Here is a 24,184-nt window from a genome sequence, read left to right on the forward strand (position 1 = left end):
GGCGGCCGGGCTCGGAGCGACGCCTCAGCGGCCCGGCAGGCCCGGCGGCCCCGGCGGCCCCGGCAGGGAGCAGTCGACCCGCCAGCCCGCGGGCGCGCCCGGGCCGGCGGTCAGCGAGCCCCCGTGGGCGGCGACGCGGGCGGCGAGTCCGGCCAGGCCGGTGCCGCCTGCGCCCGGGCGGCGCAGCAGCGGCCTGTGGGCGGGGCCGCCGCCGTCGGTGACGGTCAGCTCCACGGCGCCGTCCTCGCCGGGGGCCACCCGGACGGTGACCTCGGCGGCCTGCGGGGCGTGCCGGCGGATGTTGGTGAGGGCTTCCAGGACGACGGCGTAGGCGGTCGCCTCGGCCTCGGCGGAGAGCCGGCCGGCGGTGCCGGGCGCCAGCTCGGCGGTGGCACGCAGGGCGCCGGAGCCGCCGGTGGCGCCGAACCGGGCGACCAGCTCGGGGAGGTCGGCCAGGCCCAGGCGGCGCGTCGTCGCGCCGTCGGCGCGCTCGGTCGGCCCGCCGTCCCGTCCGCCCTCACCGCTCTCGCCTTCGTCGCCGCCCTGTCCGCCCTCGCCTCCCTGGCCGCTCGGCTCGCGGAGGGCGCCGACCATCTCGTCCATCGAGTCCAGGGCCCGCAGCCCGGCCTCCTCCAGCCGGCGCAGCAGTGCGGTGGTCTCCTCCGGTTCCTGGCCCGGGAGTTGGCCGGCCTGGGCCTCCAGCACGATGCCGGTGATCTCATGCGCGACGAAGTCGTGCAGCCCCCGGGCCACCTCCAGCCGCTGCTCGCGCCGGGCCCGGGCGACCGCCCGCTCCCGCCGGGCGTCCAGGACGCGCAGGTAGAGGGCCGTGCCCGCGACGCCGAGCAGCGGCAGCAGCGAGATCAGCACCCCGCCCACCGGTCCGGCGCCGCCGCCGTGCGGCACCCTCAGGGCGAACCGCAGCGGCAGCAGCAGGGCCGCGAGAGCGACCAGCCCGCCGACCACCGCCACCGAGCGGTCGGGCAGCCGGCGGACGGCCCGGAAGAGCAGCCCGGTCAGGGCGAGCCACTCGAAGGGCAACCAGAACGCGGGCAGCCGGTACGGCCCCGGGTAGACCAGGTCGACCAGCAGCGAGACCCCGGCCACCGCCCCGGCCACCGCACCGAGCGTGATCCGCCCGGCGGGCCACGGCAGCAGCGCCACCACCGCGGCGAACACCGTCGTCAGCGCGAGCAGCACGGCCGCCCCCCGGGCGTCCGGCTGCGCCAGTACGACGGGCACCAGCAGCGCGAGCGCGGCCCCGGCGGCGAGGCGCCGGCGGAGCCGGGCCGACCGCGGCCGCTGCCGCGATCGGGCGGTGTCGGGGCTGACGAGGGGGAAGTCGGTACGCACCCGGTCGAGCCTACGGGGCGGCTCCCCCGGCCGGTCCGACGGGCAACTCTCCCGGGGGAGACGCTCTCCTCCTCGGGAAGGAACGGCCCGCCCCTCAACTCCCCTCCACAGCGGGAGGTCCGCGCGGCCGGGCCGGAGCATGCTCGGTGACGTCGGAACAACCGCGCCGAAGGAGACACGAACCACCATGAACCGCCGCCTTGCCACCGCCGCAGTCTCGCTCCTCCTGCTGGCCGCGACGGCTGCCACCACCGCACCGGCCGCCGTCGCCGAACCGGCGGGCACCGCACCGACGCCCGCCGCCGAACAGGCGGCCGCAGCCGGCGGCTTCGGACCGGTGAGCGTGCGCGGCACCGGCAACACCGTCCTCACCGCGGCCTTCCAGGGCTTCGACGGCGACCCGGTGACGATCTCGGTCGACGCCCGCGCCACCACCAACACCGATCCGGCCGGCACCGCGGGCCACTTCCACGTCCGCCACGTGCACACCGACGGCCGGTTGGTCGCCGACTTCGAGGGCGACATCAGCTGCCTGGCCGTCGGCGGCCGGGAGGCGATCGCCACCGGGGTGGTCACCAAGGGCGAGGCGCCCTGGTTCCCGGGCTTGGAGCTGGTCGGCCAGAAGGTCGCGCTCTCGATCGAGGACAACGGGCGGCACGGGGACCGGATGGGCTGGGTCTGGGGCGCGCTCGGCCAGCCGGTGTCGGACTGCCAGGGCACGGTACCGTTCATCCGCACGACCAGTGGTGACTTCTCCGTGCGCGGCTGACGCCCGGCCGACCGGGCCTGCCCGGCTCCTCTCCGGCACCGGGCGAGGCGACGAGCGGGGAGCCGCTCACCACCGTCCGAGCGCCCGCAGATCCGGAGGCCCCGTTGTCCCTCGACCGCCAGACCGTCCCGCCACCGGCAGCGGGGTTCAACGACCGAACAGGGGACGGCCGTTGAACCCCGTACCGGACCGGCGACCGCCCGACTTCTCCCGACTCGCCGCCGTCGGACCGTACTTCGCGCTGGACACCTCCCCGGCCGGAGGGCCGCCCGAGGGCTTCCGGCCGCTGACCGAGTTGTACGGCACCGGGCCGGACGCGCCGCTGGCGGCGCGGCTGCGGGTGGTGGCGCAGCGGCTCGGCACCGCCGAACTCCGGGTCGCCGCCTCGATCCTGCATCTGGGGCTGGCGGCCCGCTTCTGGTCGGTGGGGCTGGGCGCGGCCGTCCTGCTGGGTACGGTCCCGACCCTGGAACACGCCTGGGTCCGGATCCCGGACCAGGGCCCGCTCGATCTGTGGACCCCGGCGGAACCCGTCCGCCCGGCCGCCGGGCCGCTCGCCGACCAGCTCCACCAGTCCGTCCTGGTGGGCCAGTTGGAGCCGCTGGCGGCTGCCGTCCGGGCCGCCGCCCCGCTCTCGCCGCGCCTGTTGCTCGGCAACGCCGCTTCCGCACTGGCCGGAACGCTGCGGGTGCTGGACGCCCATGCGCCGGGTGCCGCCCGGACCTTGGTCGCGGAGCTGCTGGCCCGTCCACCGCTGGCCGGATCGGGCACCCTGCGCACCGGGCCGCGCGGCACGGCGTTCCGGCGGACCAGCTGCTGCCTCTACTACCGGGTGGGCCCGGGGGCCGGACTCTGCGGGGACTGCTGCTTCAGCACGCCGCCCGGCCGCGGGAAGCGGACGGACTAATACCTTCACAAACGAAGGTCATATCGGTACGCCATCCGCCGCGGTACCACCACGCCACGTGCGGGTCGGCGACGGCGAGCGCGCCGGGCACCGCGACCGCCGCCCCTCAGCCGAACCAGCGCGAGCCGGGCCGCACCGGCAGTTCGCTCCACCGCTCCGTGCACCACGGCGAGTTCCGCCGGCGGCAGGCCGTCGCCCGTCAGCGGCCGCCCGGTCCAGCAACCGCCAGCGGCCGCCCGGAGGCCGTCCAGTTCGGCGAGCGGCGCGTCGACCGCGGCGGGCGCACCGACGGATCCGGCGGCGCGGGAGTGTTCCAGGCCGGGAGGGGCCGGGAGGGGCCGGGGCGGGACGGCGCGACACAGGACGGGGACGGGACTTCGGTACGGCCCCGGGTCAGCCGTCGTCCGCCAACTCCAGGTGCCGCCGGACGAGATGGTGCACGCAGGCCACCGTGTGCGCCTCGGCGGCGGTCCGGGCACCGGCCGCGTCTCCGGCCAGCACGGCGACCAGGATCTCCCGGTGCTGCTCGGCGAGGCACGACTGGTCCGGCCCGTACGGCGCGGGCAGCCAGAGCAGCGGGCCGAGTTCTGCCTGGAGCCGGACGGCGAGCCGGGTGAGCCGCACCGACTGAGCGGCGACGGCGAGTTCGATGTGGAAGCGCGCGTCGGCGCGGCGCTGCTCGGCAGGGCCGGCGGCGTCGCGCAGGTCGTGTACCAGCCGGGTGAGCCTGGGGCCGAGGTCGGCCGGGGCGCGTTCGGCGGCGAGCCGGGCGGCGGTGCCGAAGACGGCCAGCTCCTCGTCACCGAGGTCGCGCAGGTCCACGGTGGCGAGGTCGCGCAGCCGGGCGAGCTGGAGGTGTTCGGAACCCCCGGCGGGGGTGCGGACGAAGCTGCCGCCGTTGCGGCCGCGCCGGGTCTCGATCAGACCGGCCTCGCGGAGCAGCGCGAGGGCCTCGCGGACGGTGCCGTTGGCGACGCCGAGCTGATCGGCCAGGTCGTTCTCGCTGGGCAGTTGGTCCCCGTCGGCGACCAGCCCGAGGGCGATCGCCTGGGTGATCCGGCGGGCCACCGCGTCGGCGCGCCCGAGGTCGGCGAGCGGCGCGAGGACGGCGCTGAGCAGCGGTGTCGCACTGCCGATGGTCGTCACGCGCACCTCTCCTCGATCGCCATCGCCGGATCGAACTCGCCGGATCGAACTCGCCGGGTCGAACTCGCCGGGTCGCCTGCGCCGGCACGCCAGTTCGCCGTCGCCGGCGCGCCGGATCACCGTCACCGTCGCCCGATCACCGGCCACCCGGATGTTTCCCGCAGGGTACCCCCGGTCGAGCGCGCACTCTTGCCGCTAGAAACTCGATCTCCTATGTTTTCCGCAGCCTTCGCCCGAGCACCACCCCGTAGCGCTCCCACGCATCACGACACGTTCCCAGGAGCTGGTCATGACCGATGCCCGTGCACGTGCCACCGTCCACTCCCCCGACCCGGACGCCGAACGGCTCGCCGCCCTCGGCTACACCTCCGAGTTCAAACGCGACATGAGCCTCTGGGCGAACTTCTCGCTCGGCTTCACCTATCTGTCCCCCGTCGTCGGCGTGTACACACTCTTCGCCTCCTCGCTCCGGACCGCCGGGCCGCCGATGCTCTGGAGCTTCGTGATCGCGGGCCTCGGCCAACTGCTGGTGGCCCTGGTGTTCAGCGAGGTGGTCGCCCAGTTCCCGGTGGCCGGCGGGGTGTACCCCTGGGCGCGCCGGCTCTGGGGCCGCACCTGGGGCTGGCTGACCGGCTGGGTCTACCTGCTGGCGCTGATGTCCACCATCGCGGCGGTCTCCTACGGCGCCGGCCCGTACGTGGCCGCCCTGCTGGGAGTCGAGCCGAGCACCGCGACGACCGTCTGGTGCGCGCTCGGCCTGCTGGCTCTCGCCACCGTGATCAACCTCGGCGGCACCCGGGTGCTGTCGGCGGCGGCCGTGTTCGGCTTCGCCGCCGAGCTGGTCGGCGCCCTGGCGGTCGGCGCCTGGCTGCTGCTGACGCACCGCTACCACGGGCTCGGCGTGGTCCTCGACCGCTTCGGCGCGGGCGGCGACGGCGACTACACCGACGCCTTCCTGGCCGCCGGGCTGATCGCGGTGTTCCTGTTCTTCGGCTTCGAGGCCTGCGGCGACGTCGCCGAGGAGGTGCCCGACCCGGGTCGACAGATCCCCAAGTCGATGCGGCGCACCATCTACGTCGGCGGTGCGGCGGCGATCGGCGTCAGCCTGGCCCTGGTGATGTCCATCCGGGACATCGGCGCGGTGGTCTCCGGCGACGACCCGGACCCGGTGGCCACGGTGCTGCACGACGCCTTCGGCGCGACCGGCGCCCGGGTGGTGATCGCCGTGGTGCTGATCTCGTTCCTCTCCTGCGTGCTGAGCCTCCAGGCGGCGGCCAGCCGGCTCACGTACTCCTTCGCCCGGGACCGGATGATCGCGGGCAGCCGCCTGCTGGCCACCGTCTCGGACCGGCTGCGGGTGCCGCCGTACGCGCTGCTGCTCGCCGCGGCACTGCCCGGTGTGATCATCGTCGGCGCCTCGGCGCTCTCCGAGGGCGCCCTCACGAAGATCATCTCCTTCTCCAGCATCGGTATCTACCTGGCCTTCCAGATGGTGGTGCTGGCCGCCCTGCGGGCCCGGCTGCGCGGCTGGCGCCCGAGCGGGGACTTCCGGCTCGGCCGCTGGGGCCTGGCGGTGAACACCGGGGCGCTGGTCTACGGCGTCGCCGCGATCGTCAACATCTGCTGGGGCCGGACCCCGGACGCCGCCTGGTACGACAACTACCTGGTGCTGCTCTCGGCGGTGGTGGTGCTCGCGGCCGGCGGCCTCTACCTCCTGCTGGCCCGCCCGCACCTGCGTGGCGACGCCCCCTCGGGCGACGCCACGACCGCGGCCGGAACGACGGCGGCCCTGACGGCCCCGACCGACCCGACCGACCCGACCGGCCCGACCAGGGAGCGGGCATGACCAGGGAGCGGGCCCGGCCAGCGAGCGGACTTGACCGGGGAGCGGGCATGACCGGCCTCCCGCTGGACGGCGTCCTGGTCGCCGACTTCGGCCGGGTCCTGGCCGCGCCCTACCTCACCATGCTGCTGGCCGACCTCGGCGCCGACGTCATCAAGGTCGAGCAGCCCGGCACCGGCGACGACACCCGCGCCTGGGGCCCGCCGCACGCCCAGGGCGAGGCCACCTACTTCCTCTCCGTCAACCGCAACAAGCGCTCCCTCGCCCTCGACCTGCGCGACCCGGCCGACCAGGCCCGCGCCGTCGAACTCATCCGCCGCGCCGACGTGCTGGTGGAGAACTTCCGACCCGGCACGATGGCCCGCCACGGCCTCGGCCCGGACCGCGCCCAGGCCCTCAACCCGAGGCTGGTCTACTGCTCGATCACCGGCTTCGGCTCCGGCGAGGGGGCCGGACTGCCCGGCTACGACCTGCTAGTGCAGGCCGTCGGCGGACTGATGTCGGTGACCGGCCCGAGCCCGGGCGAGCCGGTGAAGACCGGCGTCGCGCTGGTGGACGTGCTGACCGGGCTGCACGCGGCGGTCGGCGTACTGGCCGCACTGCGCGAGCGCGAGAGCACCGGCCGGGGCCAGCTGGTGGAGCTGAACCTGCTCTCCACCCTGCTCTCCGGCCTGGTCAACCAGTCCGCCGGCTACACCCTGGCCGGCGCCGTGCCGGGCATCCTCGGCAACCGCCACCCGTCCGTCGCCCCGTACGAGGTGTTCACCGCCGCCGACCGTCCGCTGGTCGTCGCGGTCGGCAACGACCGGCAGTTCGGGGCGCTCTGCCGGGGCGTCGGCGCTCCCGAACTGGCCACCGACCCGCGCTTCGCCACCAACTCCGACCGGGTCGCCCACGTGGCCGTACTGGCCCGCGAGCTCACCGCCCGGCTCGAACTCCGCACCGCCGCCGAGTGGTTCGCGGTGCTCACGCCGCTCGGGGTGCCCTGCGGCCCGGTCAACGACCTGGCGGAGGCCTTCAGCCTCGCCGACTCGCTCGGCCTGCACCCCCGGGCGCCGCTGCCGGGCCCCGAGGGCCGCCCACTGGACCTGGTCGCCAACCCGATCGGCCTCTCCCGCACCCCGCCCCGCTACCAGCTGCCGCCGCCCCGGCTCGGCGAGCACACCGCCGAACTGACCGCCTGGCTGGACACCCCGACCGACCGGCCCACGTGCGACCGACCCACGTGCGACAGGCCCGCGTTCGACAGGACCGCGCGCGATCAGAACCTGCACGACAAGGGGCCGCGACAAGAACCCTGAGCGCCGCCAGGTCCGCCCCGGCACGCGCCGCGGCCCGCGTCCGGCTTGTCCAGAGCCGGCCGCGGGCCGCCGTTCCACACCCGGTGCCGATGCCCGTGGCGCCGGGTGGAGCCCTTCCGAGGGACGCGGTCAGACCGCGACCGCCTCCTCCATCTCCTCCTCGGCCTCCTCCGGCGTCTCCACCGGACGGCGCCCGCGGCCCTCGTACACCGCGGCGGCCACCAGGGCGGCCCCGCCGAGCAGCAGCCAGACCAGCAGGGTCACGACGTGCCCGCCGAGGCCCGCACCACCGTCGAAGTACATGACGCTGCGCGCGCCCTCCATGAACCCGGCGCCCGTCCAGAAGCCGTGCAGGCCGCCGAAGAACCCGTTCTGCAGCTCGGGCCGGTAGATGCCGCCGGAGGAGGTGAAGTTCAGCATCACGAACAGCACCATCAGGGCCAGCGTGGTCCACTTCTTCAGGAAGCTGTGCAGGCCGATGCCGATCAGCACGATGCCCGCCGAGTAGAGCCAGCCGAGCGCCCAGATCGCGGCGTAGTCGTGGTCGACGACGTGGAAGACCGGCCCGGCGGTGACGATCCCGATCACGCTGACCACCAGCGAGACCGCCACTCCGACCAGCGCCCGGACCCTCATGGCCAGCCCCGCGCCGGCCGCGCCGATCACCGCGACGCTGGCGTAGGAGCCGATGCTCAGCGCGACCAGCAGGAAGAACAGGCCCTGTCCAGTCGGGTCGCCCTTCGCCGGGGTGGTCAGGTCGGTGACGTGCAGCGGCACGCCCTGCTGGTCGGTGACGTTGGTGAACACGGCCGTGGCGGCCACCACCGAGGTGTCCGAGTTCCCCTTGGCGACGATCAGCTCGGGGCTCCTGGCGTCCGGGACGAAGGCGCCCACCAGGTCCCGGTCGCGCAGCTGCTGCTCGGCGGCCGCCCGGTCGTCCACCGTGCGGACGTCGAGCGCGTCCCCGGCCTTGCCCTGGATCGCCTGGGCCAGGCCCTGCGCCTGCGGCGTGGTGCCGACCACGGCCACCTTGAGGTGGTGCGGCTCGGGCTGGTGGAAGGCGCCCTGGTAGGCGAGCGCCATGCCGAGGCACATCAGCAGCGGGGTGATCAGGTGGACGGCGAGGTGTTTGAGCGAGTGCCCCAGGGTGGGCGCTGCGGCGGGGTTCCGGGGTGTGCTCATGGGGTTCGTACCGTCCTCCGGTGGCGTCTCTCAGTCTGGTGATGAAGGTGGCAAATACAACCAATCAGGATGGTAAATGCAACCAACTCGATGTAGCTTACAACCATCCGGCATCGAGCGGAAGCCGGGCCCCACCGACCGGGGCCCGGCTTCGACCGGATCGCCCGTCAGTCCAGCTCGAACACCCCGTACGAGAACCCGTCCGCCCGCAGCTCCCCGTCCACCACCCGGACGCCCTGCACCTCCAGCGGCCGCACGCCCGGCACCCGCCGGGCGCCCTCCGGCAGGCCCGCCGACGGCACGGACGCGAGCGGTACGGACGCCAGCGATTCGGACGCCAGCGGTACGGACGCCGGCTCGCGGCGCGGGTTGACCGCCACCAGGTACCGCCCGGCCCGGGTGTACACCAGCGGGTATCCGGCGTGCCGGACCTCCACCCCGCCGCCCGCGCCCAGTCCCGGATGCGCCCGGCGCAGCGCGATCAGCCGCCGGACGGTGTGCAGCAGTGAGGTCGGGTCGGCCCGCTGGGAGAGCACGTCCGGGCGGTGCGGGTCCGGGTCGACCGGCAGGTACAGCCGCTCGGGCGGCGCGCTGGAGAAGCCGGCGGTGGGCCCCGGCGTCCACTGCATCGGGGTGCGCGAGCCGGCCCGGTTGAAGCGCGGGCCGAGCACGCTGCCCTCGGTGTCGGGCAGGCCGGGCAGGTAGCGCATGCCGATCTCGTCGCCGTAGTAGACCGCCGGGAGGGTGGGCCAGGTGAGCAGGAGGGCGAAGGCGGGGGCGAGTTGCTCGGCGGTGCGCGGGCCGGCGGCCAGGCGGGAGAAGTCGTGGTTGGAGGTGGGCAGCACGATGTGCCCGCTGCCCTCGGCGAGTTCGGCGGCGGAGCGCCAGGCGTCCAGGAAGGGCTGCGCGGTGCCCCGGCCGCCGGCGTCGAAGTAGCAGGAGTCCTGGCACCAGAACTCCTCGACCGTCCCGCCGTTGTTGTTCCAGAGGGAGCGCAGCGGCAGGCCGTGGTCCTCGCCGCCGAAGTGCAGGAAGAAGTCGGCGTGGAAGCCGGCCGCGACGGCGGCGGCCGGGTCGCCCCACTCGGCGAGCAGGGCGGCGTCGGGGTGGTCGCGGTCCAGCCAGTCGCGCACCTCGGTCCAGAGCTTGGCGGTCTCCACCTTGCCCGGGTCGTCCTTGACCAGCGAGTACGCCATGTCCACCCGGAAGCCGGACACCCCGAGGCCGAGCCAGTGCGCCATGATCGCGCGCAGCTCCGCCCGATTGGCTCGGGGGCCGTCCGCGTCCACCGCCTGCCGCCAGGGCTCCTCCGAACTGGTCCGGGCGTAGCCGAAGTTGAGCGCCGGCTGGCAGTCGAAGAAGTTCGGCCGGTACCAGCCGGGGCGGCTTCCGGGCGAGGCGACGAAGCCGTCCACCGGGCGGTCGGCCCAGATGTACCGGTGGTCGGACGGGTCCTCGGCGGAGGCCAGGAACCAGGGGTGGCGGTCGGAGGTGTGCCCGGCCACCAGGTCCAGCAGGACCCGGACGCCCCTGCGGCGGGCGGCCTCGACCAGGGCCACCAGGTCCTCGGTGCTGCCGTAGCGCGGGGCGGGCGTGAGGTAGTCGGAGACGTCGTACCCGGCGTCGCGGAACGGGGAGGCGAAGCAGGGGTTGAGCCAGACGGTGTCGATGCCGAGCCAGGCGAGGTGGTCCAGGTGTTCGGTGATGCCGGCGAAGTCGCCGATGCCGTCGCCGTTGGAGTCGGCGAAGCTCTGCGGGTAGATCTGGTACAGCACGGCGTCGGCGAGCCAGTCGGGGCCGGGGCGGGTCGAGGTCATGGGCGGTTCCTCCTGCCGGGGTCCGGGTGCCCCCGATTCTCGTCCAATCCCGGCCGTCCCGACAGCCCGCCTCGCCCCGCCGACGCCTCCTTCACGCGGCCCGCACCGCCGCGACGCAACCCGTACGAGGCCCCAGCGCCGCAACGCACCCGCCGGCGGGCCACCGCCTATGCGCCCGCCCCCGCGCAGGCCGCCGTGAACGCCCGGGCCCGCCGGGTGATCTCCGCCCAGTCCCCCGCCGCGACCACGTCCGGCGGCACCACGTCCGTCCCCGCGCAGACCGCGAGCGCGCCGTGCGCCAGGAATTCGGCGGCGTTGCCCGCGTTCACCCCGCCGGAGGCCACCAGTGGCACACCGGGGTACGGGCCCCGCAGGTCCTTGAAGTAGCCGGGGCCGAACGCCCGGGCCGGGAAGATCTTGACGGCGGCGGCGCCGAGGTCCACCGCGTGCGCCACCTCGGTCGGGGTGAGCGCCCCGAGCACCACCGGCACCCCGGCGACGGCCGCCGCCTCGGCGACCTCCGCCCGGCAGCCGGGGGTGACCAGGAAGGACGCCCCCGCCGCGACCCCCCGCCGGGCCTGCTCGGCGGTCAGCACCGTCCCCACGCCGACCCGCCAGCCCGCCTGCGAGGCCCTCAGCAGATGGCTCGTCACATCCGGCGTGGTGTAGGTGAATTCGGTCAGGGTGATGCCGCCCTCGGCGAGGGCCGCACAGAGCGCGGCGGCGTCCGGGATCCGGGGTGCGCGGACCACCGCGATCACCTGTTCGTCACGCAGGACGGCGAGATCCGCCGGCGCGGGAAGGTCGGCAGGCGCGGGAAGGTCCGCAGGGGCGGGCAGGTCGGCAGGGGCAGGGAGATCGGCAGGGGAGGGCAGGTCGTTCGGGGCGGAGAGCTCGGTCATATGGCCAGGGTTCCTCGGTCGGTGCGACGCAGGGCGCGCCCGGGCCGGGCGCCGGTGGTGCGACCCTGCCGGACGACGGCGGTGCCGTTGACGTACACGTACTCGATGCCCTCGGCGGGCAGCCGGGGGTGTTCGAAGGTGGCGGCGTCCCGGACCCTCCCGGGGTCGAGGAGCACCAGGTCGGCGTGGTGGCCGGGGGCGATCAGGCCGCGCCGGTCCAGTCCCAGCCGGGCGGCGGGGCGGCCGGTCATCCGGGCGATCGTCTCCTCCAGCGTCAGCACGCCCAACTCCCGGCTGTAGTGGCCGAGGTAGCGCGGGAAGGTGCCCCAGGCACGCGGGTGCGGCCGGGCGCCGACCAGCAGCCCGTCGCTGCCGACGGTGTGCGCCCGGTGGCGCATGATCGCCCGGACGTTCTCCTCGTGCCCGACGTGCTGGAGGATCGTGGTGCCCAGCTCGTCCCGGCGCAGCAGGTCCAGGAACACCTCGGTGCCGGTCCGCCGTTCCTCGGCGGCCAGTTCGGCGACGGTACGGCCGACGGTGCCGGCGAGCGAGGCCGAGCGGACCCCGGAGATCTGGATCGTCGCCCAGTCGGTGACCACGCCGTGGCAGCCGTCGCTGCCCTTCTCCTCCACCTCGTACCGGATCCTCGCGCACTGCGCGGGGTCGACGAGCCGTGCCAGCGTCGCGGCGGGTCCGCCCTCGGTGGCCCAACTCGGCAGCAGGGCGGCCAGGGTGGTGGAGCCGGGCAGGTAGGGGTAGCTGTCCAGGGTGAGGTCGACGCCGTCGGCGAGCGCCCGGTCGAGGAGTTCCAGCAGCTCGCCGGCCCGGCCCCGGTTGACCCCGAAGTTCATCGTGGCGTGGGTCAGGTGCAGCGCGCAGCCGCTCCGCCGGGCGATCTCCACCATCTCCGCGTAGCCCTCCAACGCCCCTTGTCCGTACGAGCGTTGGTGCGGAGCGTGGAAGCCGCCGTAGGCCGCGACGACGGTGCACAGCTCGACCAGCTCGGCGGTGTCCGCGTACGTCCCGGGGGTGTAGCTGAGGCCGCTGGACATGCCGACCGCGCCGTCCAGCAGGCTCTTCGCCAGCGCCTGCCGCATCCGGTCCAGCTCGCCGGGGGTGGGCGGACGGTTGGCCCAGCCCATGGCGAGCATCCGCAGCGTGCCGTGCGGGACGAGGTAGCAGGCGTTGACGGCGACACCGGTGCGGTCGATCCGGTCCAGGTAGCCGGCGACGTCCCGCCAGTCCCAGTCGAACCCGTCCGGATCGCCGTTCCAGCCCGCGAGTTGGCGGCGCAGCGCGGGCAGCGTGGCGTCGTCCACCGGGGCGTAGGAGAGGCCGTCCTGGCCGAGGACCTCGCAGGTGACGCCCTGGGTGACCTTGGCCGGGTGCTCGGGTTCGAGCAGCAGGGCGAGGTCGGAGTGGGCGTGCATGTCGATGAAGCCGGGGGCCAGGACCAGTCCGTCGGCGTCCACCGTCGCGGGCGCGTCGAGGCCCTCGCCGATCTCGGCGATCAGGCCGTCGGCGATCCGGACGTCCGCCCGGTAGCGCTCCGCGCCGGTGCCGTCCACGACGGTGGCGCCCCGGAAGACCGTCGCGTCCCCGCCGTGCCCGGCTGCCGCTCTCTCCCCGGGCATCAGAAGAACGTCCTGACCAGACCGGTGACCTGCGGTTCGGCCGCGTCCGCGGAGTCCAGCACCGGGATCGCCGTCCACTTGTCGAAGGCCGTGCACGGGTGCGAGACGCCCAGCCGCAGCACCGCGCCGATCGGCGCGAGGTCGCCCGCGTCGCGCAGGAAGGCGTGCTGGTCGTTGAGCGCGGTGATCCGGGCCGCCGTACCCGTCAACTCCGCGCCGCCCCGTACCCGTTGCGGCTCTGGCAGGCCCTCGTCGAAGGGCAGGTCGCGCTTGCCGGCGTCCAGCAGCGCGAGCTGCGGCTCGGGCCGGGAGACCACCCGGGCCCAGCCGTGCAGCGCGCTACGGAACGGCGCCTGCCCGCCGTCCCGGGCGAGCGGCGAGATGCCCCGGTAGAAGCCGTCGTCGTGGGCGATGTACGCACCCGAGCGCAGCACCACGAACGCCTCCGGCAGGTTCGCCAACTCCTCGACCACCAGGTCGAAGTAGGCGCTGCCGCCGGCCGAGACCACCGGCGGGGCGCCGTCCGGGTAGGCGCTCGCCAGCCGGCCGTGCAGGTCGCCGAGCTCCCGCAGGTAGCCGCGGACGGCGGCCAGCGCCTCGGCCGAGGCGTCGTGGGCGAGCGCGCCCTCGTACCCGCCGACGCCCGCCAGGCGCAGGGTGGGTGCGCGCAGCACGGCGGCGGCGACCTCGACGGCCGTGTCCACCCCGCGGGTGCCGGTCCGCCCGCCGGGGCCGCCGAGTTCGACCAGCACCTCGACCGGCCGCTCGGCCCCGGCGGCGCGCAGCGCCTCGTCCATCAGCCGCACGCTCTCGACGTCGTCGACCCAGGAGACGAACGCGAAGTCCGGGTCGGCGGAGAGTTCGTCGGCGAGCCAGGCCAGTCCGGCCGGTTCGAGCAGGGTGTTGGCGAGCAGGACGCGCTGGACCCCGAAGGCCCGGGCGATCCGCACCTGGGGCAGGTTGGCGAGGGTGATGCCGTGGCTGCCGGCGTCGAGCTGCGCCTGCCAGAGGGCGGGCGCCATGGTGGTCTTGCCGTGCGGGGCGAGCGCGACGCCCGCCTTGGCGCACCAGTCGGCCATGGTGCGGACGTTGTGGTCGAGGGCGGCGGCGTCGAGGGTGAGCAACGGGGTGCCGAGCGAGGAGAGGGTGGGGCCGGTGGCGAGCCACTCCCGGGTGGCGCGGCCCCACGACTGCGGCGGGGCGGCCTTGAACCGCCAGTCGAGCGGCTCGTCGGCCAGGGCGGCCACCGCACCTCGGGCGATGCCCGGCCCGGTGGCACTGCTTGCGAAGGTCTGCTGCACCGTCTTCCTCCATCCGCACAGGTTGCAACATGTGCAACGAGGGTTGCACATGCTGGCAGCACGGTTCTAGCATCGGCGCCGGATCACGGTCAACGGACCTGACTCCCGGTCAACGGGGTCGGCTCGCGTGCGGCGCCCACGGACAACGCGGCGCTCCGCACCACGGAGTCGACCCGGTGGGCCCGCTCTCGACGGAACGGCCGCAGACGAGGAGCCCCGCACATGCCGCGACAGGACACCCAGGGCCCGACCCGCCCCGGTCCTCCCCCGACGGCCGTGTGCGTGGGCGAGTCGATGGCCGTCCTGCTGCCGGACCGCCCGGGGCCGCTGGAGTCGGTGGAGAACTTCCGGCTCTCGGTCGGCGGCGCCGAGTCCAACGTGGCGGGCGCACTGGCCGCGCACGGCGTGCCGACCGCCTGGATCAGCCGGGTCGGCGACGACGGCTTCGGTCGGAGGCTGCTCACCGAGGTCGCCGCCCGCGGCGTGGACGTCTCGGCGGTCGCGGTCGACCCGCACCGCCCGACCGGCGTCTACCTGAAGGAGGTCGGCGGCACCACCGGCCACCGCCACGACCTCGGACCGGGCCGCAGCCGGCTGCACTACCACCGGCGCGGCTCCGCGGCCGCCGCGCTCTCCCCCGCCCTGCTCGCCGACCCGGCCGCCGCCGCGCTGCTGGCCAGCGCCCGGCTGCTGCACCTGTCCGGCATCACCGCCGCGCTCTCCGACGGCTGCCTGGCCCTGCTGCGCGCCCTGCTGGCCGACCGCCGCCCGGGCCGCCTGGTCAGCTTCGACCTCAACTGGCGCCCCTCGCTCTGGCGCGACCGCGACCCGGCCGTGCTGCCGCCCCTGCTGGACGCCGCCGACCTGCTGCTGCTCGGCGCCGACGAGGCCGAGGCCGCCTTCGGCACCGGCGATCCGGCCGCCCTGCGCCGCCGCTTCCCCGCCCCGGCCACCGTCGTGGTCAAGGACGCCGCACGGCAGGCGACCGCCCTGGAGCGGGACGGTACGGCGGTCACCGAGCCGGCCCTCGCGGTCGAGGTGGTCGAGGCCACCGGCGCGGGCGACGCCTTCGCGGCCGGCTACCTGGCCGGCACCGTCCGGGGCCTGGACCAGCGCCGCCGGCTGCGGCTCGGCCACCTGAGCGCCGCCTGCGCGCTGACCGCCCACGGCGACCAGGCCGAGCTGCCGGACGCCGCCGTGGTCGCCGCGCTGCTCGACGCCTCCCCCGCCGCCTGGGCCGCCACCCGGGTCACCGCGGAGGGCATCACCGGCCCGGCCCGGCCCACCGGCCGCGCGACGCCCGCCGACCGGGCCCGGGCACAATGAGCGGTAACCCCAGCCCTCGAAGCGGAGCACGATGAGCCAGACCGTCACGCGCGCCCTGCGCATCCTCGCCGAACTCGGTGAGGGCGAGCGCTCCCTCGACCAGCTCGCCGAGGTGGTCGGCGTCCACAAGACGACCGTGCTCCGACTGCTCCAGAGCCTCGAAGAGGAACGATTCGTCTATCGCGACGCGACCTACCGCTACCACCTGGGCGCCGGCCTCTTCGCACTCTCCGGCCTGGCCCTGGAGCAGCGCGGCGTACGCCGGATCGCCGCGCCGCACCTGGCCGAACTGAACGCCGCCACCGGCCAGACCGTGCACCTGGCCGCGTACGAGGGCGGCGAGGTGGTCTACATCGACAAGTTCGACTCCCGCCACCCGGTGCGGATGTACTCCCGGATCGGCCTGCGCGCCGCCCTGCACAGTGCCGCCGTCTCCAAGGTGCTGCTGGCGGACCTGCCGCTGCCCGAGCGGCGCCGGGTGGTGGCCGGGATCGACTTCACCCCCCACACCGAGCGCACCCTGACCACCCCCGAGGCCCTGCTCGCCGAGCTGGAGAGGGTCGCCGCCCAGGGCTGGGCGCAGGACCACGCCGAGCACGAGGCCTTCATCAACTGCGTGGCCGCGCCCGTCCGGGACGCCAGCGGCCGGGTGGTCGCCGCCGCCTCGATCTCCGTCCCGGACGTGGTCCTGCCGTACGAGCAGGTGCTGGAGCTGCTCCCCCCACTGCTCGCCACCACGCGCGCGATCTCGGCCGACTGCGGCCGCCCCGACCACAACTGACATACCGTCAATCTAAGGAAGCCCATGACCTCCGAGCACTCCCGGACCGGCGAGAAGACCGAGATCCGCACCGACGGCGCCCCCGCCCCCGCCTGGATGTTCTCCCAGGGCGTCCGCAAGGGCCCGATCCTCCAGGTCTCCGGCCAGGGCCCGCAGGACCCGGCCACCGGCGAATACCTGCACCACGGCGACGTGAAGGCGCAGACCCGCCGGACCCTGGAGAACGTCAAGGCCATCGTCGAGGCCGGCGGCGCCACCATCGAGGACGTGGTGATGTTCCGCGTCTACCTCACCAAGCGCGCGGACTTCCCGCTGATGAACGAGGTCTACGCCGAGTTCATCGACGAGAACGTCGGGCCCGGCGGTGTGAAGCCGTGCCGCACCACCGTCTTCGTCGAGCTGCCGCAGGAGCCGATGCTGGTCGAGATCGACGCCCAGGCCGTCATCGGCTGACCCGCTACTCCGCCGAAAAGCCCGAACGTACTCCGCCGAAGGGCCCGGACGCCGCCCGCGCGTCCGGGCCCTTCGGCGCGTCCGCCCCCCGCCCCGGACGCCTGCTTGCCACTCCCCCCTCCGGATATTAGGTTAGGCTCACCTAACCAACTGGAGGTCCGTCCATGAGCCTGCCCACCGGCGACCCCGAGGTCCCCGAGCCCACCACCGCCGAACGGATCCACAGCCTGCTCGGCACGACCTCCTCGCTCACCGTCCGCGCCCTGGGCGAGCACCACCACCTGGACACCCCGGTCTCCGTGCACGGCTCCCGGCTGCGGCTGCGCACCGCCCTGGACGACCCGCTCACCGCGGCCGCCGCCGGCGCCACCGACGGCCTCGCCGTCGTCCTCGACGTCACCGACGTCGCCCCCGTCGCCGTCCGCGACCGGGTCCGCGCCCGCCTCACCCTGGCCGGCCGGCTGCACCTGGCCCACCTCGCCGACGACGGCCTCAGCGTGCACCTGCGAGTGGACGTCGCCCACGCCGTCCTCGCCACCCCGTACGGCACCGGCGCGATCACCGCCGCCGACCTCGCCCTCGCCGCCCCGGACCCACTGGCCCGCCACGAGGCCGCGCTGCTCACCCACTTCGCCGACGACCACGCCGAGGCGCTCGACGTCCTCACCCGGCTGCTCGACCCGGCCGTGCTCGCCCGGCACCCGGAGGTCCGCCCGCTCGCCCTGGACCGCTACGGCCTGGTGCTGCGCCTGGACCACCCGCACGGCCACCGCGACGTCCGACTGGTCTTCCCCGAACCCGCCCGTGACGCCGACGACTTCGGCCACCGGATGCACGAGCTGCTGGCCGCCGCCCAGTACGGTCTGCCGGTGCACCGCGGCTGAGCGCCGGTCGACGGGGCCGTCACCGCTCGACCGCGTCCTCCAGCACCACCCGTCCGATCCGCGCGTACAGCCGCGGCCGCCACCGGCGCACCGCGAGCGCCAACCCCACCCCGCCCGCGAACACCCCGATCACCAGGTACGGGATCAGCCGGAACACCAGCGTGTGCGCCGCCGACCCGGCCGCAGTGTCCTTGTTGAGCACCAGCAGCACCACCACCCCGGCCATCGCCACCCCGCCCACCAGCGGCGCGACCAGCGTCCGGAACCAGTGCGCCGTCTCCGGGTGCCGCCCCCGTACGTGGAAGTACCCGACCACGGCGAAGGAGCAGAGCGTCTGCACGACCAGGATCGCCATCGTCCCGAGCAGCGCCAGCAGGGTGTACAGGTGCGCGTACGGGTCCATCCCGGCCACCAGGAACCCCGCCACCAGCCCCACCGCGATCACCGACTGCGCCACCGAGGCGACGTGCGGCGAGCCGTGCCGCGGATGGGTGCGGCCGAGCGCCGGGGGCAGCAGGCCCTCCCGCCCGATCGCGTACAGGTACCGGGCCGCGCACTGGTGGAAGGCCATCGCGCAGGCGAACGAGCCGGTGACGACCAGCCATTGGAACACCTTCACCGCCCAGGCCCCCAGGTGCGCGCCGAGCGGGTCGAAGAACAGGCTGTTGCCGTCCTTGCCCGGCACCCCGCCGCTCGCCACCGCGATCGCCTGCTCGACCCCGTTGCCGGACACGATCATCCAGGACACGAAGACGTAGAGCAGTCCGACCCCGATCACCGACACCAGCGTCGCCCGCGGCACCACCCGCTTCGGATCGCGGGACTCCTCGCCGTACATCGCGGTGGACTCGAACCCCACCCAGGACCAGAACGCGAAGAACAGGCCGAGCCCGGCCGCCGCCGGGCCCGAACTCCCCACTCCCTTCAGCGCGTTCAGCGGGTTCACGGCCCCGAGCACGATCCCGTCCGGGCCGCCGCCGGAGAACAGCACCGCGAACGAGACCGCCCCCAGCACCCCGATCTCCAGCACCAGCGCGACCCCGAGCACCCTGGCCGTCAGATGCAGGTCGAACCAGGCCGTCACCCCGATCGCCGCCGCCCCGAACAGCGCGTACCAGCCCCAGCCCAGCTCCACCCCCAGCTGCGAACGGACCAGCCCACGCAGCGAGTACGCGAAGAAGCCGAGCGCCGAGGCCTCGGTGACGACGTACGCGAGCACCGCGAGCAGCCCCGAGGCCATCCCGACCACCCGGCCCAGCCCGTGCGAGACGTAGCCGTAGAACGCGCCGGCCGCGGTGATGTGCCGGGCCATCGCCACGTACCCGACCGAGAACACCGTCAGCACCACCGTCGCCACGACGTACGCGGCGGGCGCGCCGACTCCGTTGCCCTGTCCGACGATGATCGGCAGGTTGCCGGTCATCGCGGTGATCGGGGCGGCGGTCGCGAGTGCCATGAACACCACGCCGACCAGGCCGACCGAGTCCGCCTTCAGACGGTCGACCCGGCCCGCCCCGGGCCGCTCCCGCCCGACCGTCTCCCCCGTCACGTCCCCGCTCCGGACCGCCATCCGGCCTCCTCGCCTCCCGGACCCGCCCGACCGACCGGACCGGCCGGGGCGCTGACCGTCGCCAGCATGGCGCGCCGGGGACGCCCGCGGTGACGGCGACCAGCCTGCGGCACAGCGGAGTTGACGCCGCGTTCGACCGATCGAACGGCACGGCGGAGCCGGACGGCCCGGAAAGCGGACCCGAGCCCGGAAAACGGACCCGAGCCCGGAAACGACAGCGGCCGCGGAAAGCGGGCCCGGCCGCGGAAGGCGGGCCCAGCCCCGGACGACGGTCCCGGCCGCGGAAACGACAGCGGCCGGCCCGGCCGCACGAGGAGGTCCCCTCGTGCGGCCGGGCCGGCCTGGGCGTGTCCCGCGCCCATGTCCACTGTGCGGCGATCACCCGGTCGAGCGGTCACCCGACATGACCATCCCGGAGGATCGATTCGCCCCGCAGCAGCGGTGGTTCCTGAAACCCTGGAGGCTCAGCGCCCCCTGGTCAGAGCGCGACGCCGTGCGCGCGCAGGTAGGTGACCGGGTTGATGTCCGAGCCGTACTCCGAGCCGTTGCGGATCTCGAAGTGCAGGTGCGGGCCGGTCACGTTGCCGGTGGCGCCGGAGAGGCCGATCTGCTGGCCGACGGTGACGGTCTGACCGATCTTCACACCGATCGAGGAGAGGTGCGCGTACTCGGCGTAGTGGCCGTCGGCGAGCTTGATCTCGACCTCGTTGCCGTAGGCACCGCCGTTGCCGGCCTTGACCACGACACCGTTGGCGACGGCGCGCAGCGGGGTGCCGGTGGCGGCGACGAAGTCCTGGCCGGTGTGGTGGCCGGAGGCCCACATCGAGCCGGCCACGCCGTAGGCGGTGCCCAGCTTCGGGTTGGCCAGCGGGGCGACGTAGCCGGAGGTGGCGGCGGCGACCGGAGTGGCGGTCACGGTCGCGGCCGGAGCGGCGACCTGTACCTGGGTCTGGAGCTGCGCGGACGGCTTGGCGGCCTCGGTCTTCACCTGGACCTGGGCCTGCGGCTTGGCGGCCTGGGTCGCCGGAGCGGCCGGCTTGGCCGGGGCGGCGGGCTTCGCCGGAGCGGCGTCGGCGGACGGCGCGGCGGCGTGACCCGGCAGCGCGAGCTGCTGGCCCGGGAAGATCAGGTTCGGGTTGGCACCGACGACCGAGCGGTTCTGCTCGTACAGGGCGTGCCAGCCGCCGTCGACGTTCTTGGCGTCGGCGATCTTGGACAGGGTGTCGCCGCTGACGACGCGGTAGCTCTCCTGTGCGGCCGGGGCGGCGGCCCGGGCGGCCGGAGCGGCGGCGGGGGCGGCGGCCTGCGCGGCCGGCTTGGCCTCGGTGGAGGCGGCGGCCGGGGCGGCCGGAGCGGTGTGCGCCTGGGCGCTCACCGCGGTGACGAGCGGGAGGACGAACGACACGCCGGTGACGGCGGTGGCGATGCCGATGCGGGCGGCGCGGGGCAGGGCGATACGACGAGCCTGAGCAGGCATGGAAGTTTCCTCTCCGACGCCTGCGAGGTGAGCTGTCGGGTTCGGGCTGGAGTTGCCCGGCCGCATGCGCGGCTTCACCCCTAGCCGGTCCTGGACGCCCGCGCCCTGAGGCGCGAACTCCGGTCCGGCGACTTACCTGTGGGTCCCCCGCTCCTGCCGTACAGAGTTCGTTTCGAACCACCGGGCGGCGGCAGGACTCGGCGTTCCACCCGGTGGATCCGTCCGGACTGGCCGGGCGGTCGCTGAACTAAAACCCATCCGTTCGGGTGAAGCAATGTCGATCTCTTGAAACCGCAACGATCCCCCCTGCCCCGGTGACCCTCCGCAGGCCCGGCCGTACGGTGCGTACACAATCCATTCACCCCCTGCCACTGATCCACGACCCTGCGCCGAGATCGGCGACACTGCGCACCCGCCCGCTCACCCACCGCCCAAACCCAACACACCCACCGGTGACCCTTGTCACGTGCGCCTCAGCAGCGCAGGATTCGCCCGTGGCCACCTCCGAGGCCGGCACCCTGCGCCTGGGCACCGCGCAGGGACGCTGGGTACTACTGGCGACGGTGCTCGGCTCCAGCATGGCGATGCTCGACGGCACCGTGGTGAACGTCGCCCTGCCCCGCATCGGCGCCGACCTCGGCGCCTCCCTGGCGTCCCTGCAGTGGACGCTGAACGCCTATCTGCTCACCCTGGCGGGCCTGATCCTGCTCGGCGGCGCGCTCGGCGACCGGTACGGGCGGCGCAAGGTCTTCCTGATCGGCGTGGTCTGGTTCGCCATCGCCTCCGCGGCCTGCGCCGCCGCGCCGAACATCCACGTGCTGATCGCCGCCCGCGCCGTCCAGGGCATCGGCGGCGCGCTGCTCACCCCCGGCTCGCTCGCCATGCTCCAGGCGGTCTTCCACCCTGACGACCGCTCCGCGGCGGTCGGCCTCTGGTCAGGGCTCGGCGGGGTGTCGGCCGCGGTCGGCCCCTTCCTCGGCGGCTGGCTGGTGGACGGCCCCGGCTGGCGCTGGATCTTCCTGCTCAACCTGCCGCTCGCCGCCGCCGTGATCGCGGTCACCACCCGCTCGGTGCCGGAGAGCCGGGACGAGGGCGCCGCCGGGCGCTTCGACGTGCTCGGCGCCGTGCTCGCCGCACTCGCCCTCGGCGCGATCACCTACGCGCTGACCGCGGCCGGCGAGGGCCTGTCCCCCGCGGTCTGGATCAGCGGGGCGGTCGGGCTGGTGCTCGGCGTCGTCTTCGTGGCCGTCGAGCGCCGCGCGCCCGACCCGATGCTGCCGCTCGGGCTGTTCTCCTCCCGGCTGTTCACCGCGGTGAACCTGGTCACCCTGTGCGTGTACGCGGCGTTCAGCGGCGTCTTCTTCCTGCTGGTGGTGCAGCTCCAGATCGTGTCCGGGTTCTCGCCGCTGGTCTCGGGCTTCGCCCTGGTGCCGATCACCGTCCTGATGCTGGCGCTGTCCGCCCGGGCCGGCCGCCTGGGCAAGCGGATCGGCCCGCGCATCCCGCTGACCGTCGGCCCGATGCTGTGCGCCGCCGGGGTGCTGCTGATGCTGCGCACCGGGCCGGACTCCTCGTACTGGGTGGACGTGCTGCCCGCCGTCACGGTGATGGGCTGCGGGATGACGCTGCTGGTCGCGCCGCTCACGGCGACCGTGCTGGCGGCCGTCGAGGTCCGGCACGCGGGCATCGCCAGCGGGGTCAACAACGCCGCCGCCCGCGCGGCCGGCCTGCTCGCGGTGGCCGCCCTGCCGGCGCTGGCCGGGCTGAGCGGCGACGCCTACCGGGTGCCCGCCTCGGTCGACTCCGCCTTCCACACCGCGATGCTGATCTGCGCGGGCCTGCTGGCCGCCGGCGGGCTGATCGCCTTCGCGACCGTACGGGGCAACGTGCTGGCCCCCGAGGAGCAGCCGGTGGCCGAGCCGAACTGCGACTGGCCGTGCGGGACCACCACTCCGCCGTTCGACCCGGGCCACGTCCCCACGACGCGCGAGAACCCCGCCACCGGTCCGGCGGCGGGGCCCTCACGGGAGAGCTGACGCTACGTCAGGAGGTGCCGCCCGCTCAGAGGATGTCGCCCGGCGCGTACTTGGCGGCCTCCGGGTAGGCGGCCGCGACGGCCTCCACCTGGCGCACCACCTCGGCGACCTGGGCGCCGGCCGCGCCGGTGAAGGACAGCCGGTCGGCCAGCAGCGCGTCCAGCGCGGCGCGGTCCAGCGGGATCCGCTCGTCGGCGGCCAGCCGGTCCAGCAGCTCGTTCTCCCGGGCGCCCGCGCGCATCGCCAGCGCGGAGGCGACGGCGTGCTCCTTGATGACCTCGTGCCCGGTCTCCCGGCCGACGCCCGCGCGCACCGCGCCCATCAGCACCTTGGTGGTGGCGAGGAACGGCAGGTAGCGGTCCAGCTCGGCCTCGACCACGGCGGGGAAGGCGCCGAACTCGTCGAGGACGGTCAGGAAGGTCTCCAGCAGGCCGTCGAAGGCGAAGAAGGCGTCCGGCAGCGCGACCCGGCGCACCACCGAGCAGGAGACGTCGCCCTCGTTCCACTGGTCGCCGGCCAGCTCGCCGGTCATCGAGGCGTAGCCGCGCAGGATGACGGCCAGGCCGTTGACGCGCTCGCAGGAGCGGGTGTTCATCTTGTGGGGCATCGCGGAGGAGCCGACCTGGCCCTCCTTGAAGCCCTCCGTGACCAGCTCGTGGCCGGCCATCAGCCGGATGGTCTTGGCCAGGCTGGACGGCGCGGCGGCCAGCTGGACGAGGGCGGTGAGCACCTCGAAGTCCAGCGAGCGCGGGTAGACCTGGCCGACGCTGGTCAGCACGTGGTCGAAGCCGAGGTGCCCGGCGACCCGGCGCTCCAGCTCGGCCAGCTTCCCGGTGTCGCCGCCGAGCAGGTCCAGCATGTCCTGGGCGGTGCCGACCGGGCCCTTGATCCCGCGCAGCGGGTAGCGGGCGATCAGCTCCTCCAGCCGGCGGAAGGCGACCAGCAGCTCGTCGGCGATCGACGCGAACCGCTTGCCCAGGGTGGTGGCCTGCGCGGCCACGTTGTGCGAGCGACCGGCCATGACCAGCTCGGAGTGCTGGGCGGCCAGCTTGGCCAGGCGCACCAGCACGGCCACCGTACGGTCGCGCACGTGCTCCAGCGACTGGCGGATCTGGAGCTGCTCGACGTTCTCGGTCAGGTCCCGGGAGGTCATGCCCTTGTGGATCTGCTCGTGCCCGGCGAGGTCGCTGAACTCCTCGATGCGGGCCTTCACGTCGTGGCGGGTGACCCGCTCACGGGCGGCGATCGAGCCGAGGTCGACCTGGTCGATCACCCGCTCGTAGTCGGCGACGGCGTTCGCCGGCACCTCGACGCCGAGGTCCTGCTGGGCCTTCAGGACGGCGAGCCACAGGTGGCGCTCAAGGACCACCTTGTGCTCGGGGGACCACAGCTGGGCCAGGGTCGCCGAGGCGTACCGGGAGGCCAGGACATTGGGGATCTGGGGCTTCGCGCTCACGCTTCGCAAGCCTAACAGCCGAGGTCACGCCCCTCGCAGCCGCCAG

19 protein-coding genes and 1 riboswitch are annotated in these 24,184 nt (G+C 74.6%); of the genes, 9 read left to right on the forward strand and 10 right to left on the reverse strand.

Annotated elements, in window-relative coordinates:
- Window positions 1–24: 24 nt before the first annotated feature.
- Entirely contained in the window at window positions 25–1,353 is a 1,329-nt protein-coding gene (locus tag ACIQI7_RS30045) for a sensor histidine kinase (RefSeq protein WP_401116002.1), read from the reverse strand.
- A 187-nt stretch (window positions 1,354–1,540) separates the two neighbouring features.
- Between ACIQI7_RS30045 and ACIQI7_RS30050 the strand changes: the two genes are divergently transcribed.
- Both ACIQI7_RS30050 and ACIQI7_RS30055 read left to right on the forward strand, forming a co-directional pair.
- A complete protein-coding gene (locus tag ACIQI7_RS30050; RefSeq protein ID WP_401116005.1) occupies window positions 1,541–2,122 on the forward strand; it encodes a hypothetical protein in 582 nt (193 codons plus the stop codon).
- A 172-nt stretch (window positions 2,123–2,294) separates the two neighbouring features.
- Complete coding sequence (locus ACIQI7_RS30055; RefSeq protein WP_401116008.1) at window positions 2,295–3,029, forward strand: (2Fe-2S)-binding protein; 735 nt, start codon at window positions 2,295–2,297, stop codon at window positions 3,027–3,029.
- Between the two features lie 393 nt (window positions 3,030–3,422).
- Here ACIQI7_RS30055 and ACIQI7_RS30060 read toward each other — a convergent pair whose 3' ends face one another.
- On the reverse strand, window positions 3,423–4,175 hold the full coding sequence (locus ACIQI7_RS30060) for a FadR/GntR family transcriptional regulator (protein WP_401116011.1): 753 nt from the start codon (window positions 4,173–4,175) through the stop codon (window positions 3,423–3,425).
- Between the two features lie 289 nt (window positions 4,176–4,464).
- On the opposite strand from ACIQI7_RS30060, the gene ACIQI7_RS30065 reads away from it, so the two are divergent.
- Together ACIQI7_RS30065 and ACIQI7_RS30070 are read left to right on the forward strand one after the other, a co-directional pair.
- Window positions 4,465–6,021 carry an APC family permease gene (locus tag ACIQI7_RS30065; RefSeq protein WP_401116014.1) on the forward strand — a complete coding sequence of 519 codons (1,557 nt, stop codon included), beginning with the start codon at window positions 4,465–4,467 and terminating at the stop codon, window positions 6,019–6,021.
- A 47-nt stretch (window positions 6,022–6,068) separates the two neighbouring features.
- On the forward strand, window positions 6,069–7,319 hold the full coding sequence (locus ACIQI7_RS30070; protein WP_401116017.1) for a CaiB/BaiF CoA transferase family protein: 1,251 nt from the start codon (window positions 6,069–6,071) through the stop codon (window positions 7,317–7,319).
- 129 nt (window positions 7,320–7,448) lie between these two features.
- Here the strand turns inward: ACIQI7_RS30070 and ACIQI7_RS30075 are convergent, their stop codons facing one another.
- The 5 genes from ACIQI7_RS30075 to ACIQI7_RS30095 form a co-directional block, all read right to left on the reverse strand.
- The gene (locus tag ACIQI7_RS30075; RefSeq protein ID WP_387760083.1) at window positions 7,449–8,501 is read right to left on the reverse strand and encodes a hypothetical protein; all 1,053 of its coding nucleotides are present in this window, start codon (window positions 8,499–8,501) and stop codon (window positions 7,449–7,451) included.
- 167 nt (window positions 8,502–8,668) lie between these two features.
- Complete coding sequence (locus ACIQI7_RS30080; RefSeq protein WP_401116022.1) at window positions 8,669–10,318, reverse strand: alpha-amylase family glycosyl hydrolase; 1,650 nt, start codon at window positions 10,316–10,318, stop codon at window positions 8,669–8,671.
- A 167-nt stretch (window positions 10,319–10,485) separates the two neighbouring features.
- Window positions 10,486–11,220: a bifunctional 4-hydroxy-2-oxoglutarate aldolase/2-dehydro-3-deoxy-phosphogluconate aldolase gene (locus tag ACIQI7_RS30085; protein WP_401116025.1), complete on the reverse strand. Its 735-nt coding sequence runs from the start codon at window positions 11,218–11,220 to the stop codon at window positions 10,486–10,488.
- A complete protein-coding gene (locus ACIQI7_RS30090) occupies window positions 11,217–12,854 on the reverse strand; it encodes an amidohydrolase family protein (RefSeq protein ID WP_401116028.1) in 1,638 nt (545 codons plus the stop codon). The genes ACIQI7_RS30085 and ACIQI7_RS30090 overlap by 4 nt, the downstream gene beginning before the upstream one ends.
- Entirely contained in the window at window positions 12,854–14,155 is a 1,302-nt protein-coding gene (locus tag ACIQI7_RS30095; RefSeq protein WP_401116031.1) for an alanine racemase, read from the reverse strand. Before ACIQI7_RS30095 ends, ACIQI7_RS30090 begins: the two co-directional genes overlap by 1 nt.
- 222 nt (window positions 14,156–14,377) lie before the next feature.
- Between ACIQI7_RS30095 and ACIQI7_RS30100 the strand changes: the two genes are divergently transcribed.
- From ACIQI7_RS30100 to ACIQI7_RS30115, 4 genes are all read left to right on the forward strand, one after another.
- Window positions 14,378–15,481: a sugar kinase gene (locus ACIQI7_RS30100; RefSeq protein WP_401116033.1), complete on the forward strand. Its 1,104-nt coding sequence runs from the start codon at window positions 14,378–14,380 to the stop codon at window positions 15,479–15,481.
- Window positions 15,482–15,512: 31 nt separating this feature from the next.
- Window positions 15,513–16,262 (forward strand): IclR family transcriptional regulator, encoded by a 750-nt coding sequence (locus ACIQI7_RS30105; RefSeq protein ID WP_401116035.1) that lies wholly within the window; start codon window positions 15,513–15,515, stop codon window positions 16,260–16,262.
- Between the two features lie 24 nt (window positions 16,263–16,286).
- Window positions 16,287–16,715 (forward strand): RidA family protein, encoded by a 429-nt coding sequence (locus ACIQI7_RS30110; protein ID WP_401116037.1) that lies wholly within the window; start codon window positions 16,287–16,289, stop codon window positions 16,713–16,715.
- Window positions 16,716–16,879: 164 nt separating this feature from the next.
- Window positions 16,880–17,599 (forward strand): DUF2470 domain-containing protein, encoded by a 720-nt coding sequence (locus ACIQI7_RS30115; RefSeq protein WP_401116040.1) that lies wholly within the window; start codon window positions 16,880–16,882, stop codon window positions 17,597–17,599.
- 19 nt (window positions 17,600–17,618) lie between these two features.
- Here the strand turns inward: ACIQI7_RS30115 and ACIQI7_RS30120 are convergent, their stop codons facing one another.
- Window positions 17,619–19,169 (reverse strand): APC family permease, encoded by a 1,551-nt coding sequence (locus tag ACIQI7_RS30120; RefSeq protein ID WP_401116043.1) that lies wholly within the window; start codon window positions 19,167–19,169, stop codon window positions 17,619–17,621.
- 478 nt (window positions 19,170–19,647) lie between these two features.
- Window positions 19,648–20,646 (reverse strand): peptidoglycan DD-metalloendopeptidase family protein, encoded by a 999-nt coding sequence (locus ACIQI7_RS30125; protein ID WP_401116045.1) that lies wholly within the window; start codon window positions 20,644–20,646, stop codon window positions 19,648–19,650.
- Window positions 20,647–20,648: 2 nt separating this feature from the next.
- Window positions 20,649–20,786: riboswitch (cyclic di-AMP (ydaO/yuaA leader) on the reverse strand.
- Window positions 20,787–21,140: 354 nt separating this feature from the next.
- Here ACIQI7_RS30125 and ACIQI7_RS30130 point away from each other — a divergent pair.
- The gene (locus ACIQI7_RS30130; protein WP_401116047.1) at window positions 21,141–22,682 is read left to right on the forward strand and encodes an MFS transporter; all 1,542 of its coding nucleotides are present in this window, start codon (window positions 21,141–21,143) and stop codon (window positions 22,680–22,682) included.
- A gap of 25 nt (window positions 22,683–22,707) precedes the next feature.
- Here the strand turns inward: ACIQI7_RS30130 and purB are convergent, their stop codons facing one another.
- Window positions 22,708–24,147 carry an adenylosuccinate lyase gene (purB, locus tag ACIQI7_RS30135; RefSeq protein WP_401116050.1) on the reverse strand — a complete coding sequence of 480 codons (1,440 nt, stop codon included), beginning with the start codon at window positions 24,145–24,147 and terminating at the stop codon, window positions 22,708–22,710.
- Window positions 24,148–24,184: the final 37 nt, after the last annotated feature.

Source organism: Kitasatospora sp. NPDC092039 (assembly GCF_044756065.1).
Lineage (GTDB): Bacteria > Actinomycetota > Actinomycetes > Streptomycetales > Streptomycetaceae > Kitasatospora.

Bases quoted from the DNA above. Each gene is read 5' to 3' on its own strand.
- ACIQI7_RS30070 (WP_401116017.1), top strand. From the start codon at position 6,069: ATGACCGGCCTCCCGCTGGACGGCGTCCTGGTCGCCGACTTCGGCCGG.
- ACIQI7_RS30050 (WP_401116005.1), top strand. From the start codon at position 1,541: ATGAACCGCCGCCTTGCCACCGCCGCAGTCTCGCTCCTCCTGCTGGCC.
- ACIQI7_RS30120 (WP_401116043.1), bottom strand. From the start codon at position 19,169: ATGGCGGTCCGGAGCGGGGACGTGACGGGGGAGACGGTCGGGCGGGAG.
- ACIQI7_RS30085 (WP_401116025.1), bottom strand. From the start codon at position 11,220: ATGACCGAGCTCTCCGCCCCGAACGACCTGCCCTCCCCTGCCGATCTC.
- ACIQI7_RS30065 (WP_401116014.1), top strand. From the start codon at position 4,465: ATGACCGATGCCCGTGCACGTGCCACCGTCCACTCCCCCGACCCGGAC.
- ACIQI7_RS30090 (WP_401116028.1), bottom strand. From the start codon at position 12,854: ATGCCCGGGGAGAGAGCGGCAGCCGGGCACGGCGGGGACGCGACGGTC.
- ACIQI7_RS30110 (WP_401116037.1), top strand. From the start codon at position 16,287: ATGACCTCCGAGCACTCCCGGACCGGCGAGAAGACCGAGATCCGCACC.
- ACIQI7_RS30100 (WP_401116033.1), top strand. From the start codon at position 14,378: ATGCCGCGACAGGACACCCAGGGCCCGACCCGCCCCGGTCCTCCCCCG.
- ACIQI7_RS30080 (WP_401116022.1), bottom strand. From the start codon at position 10,318: ATGACCTCGACCCGCCCCGGCCCCGACTGGCTCGCCGACGCCGTGCTG.
- ACIQI7_RS30075 (WP_387760083.1), bottom strand. From the start codon at position 8,501: ATGAGCACACCCCGGAACCCCGCCGCAGCGCCCACCCTGGGGCACTCG.
- ACIQI7_RS30115 (WP_401116040.1), top strand. From the start codon at position 16,880: ATGAGCCTGCCCACCGGCGACCCCGAGGTCCCCGAGCCCACCACCGCC.
- ACIQI7_RS30125 (WP_401116045.1), bottom strand. From the start codon at position 20,646: ATGCCTGCTCAGGCTCGTCGTATCGCCCTGCCCCGCGCCGCCCGCATC.
- ACIQI7_RS30105 (WP_401116035.1), top strand. From the start codon at position 15,513: ATGAGCCAGACCGTCACGCGCGCCCTGCGCATCCTCGCCGAACTCGGT.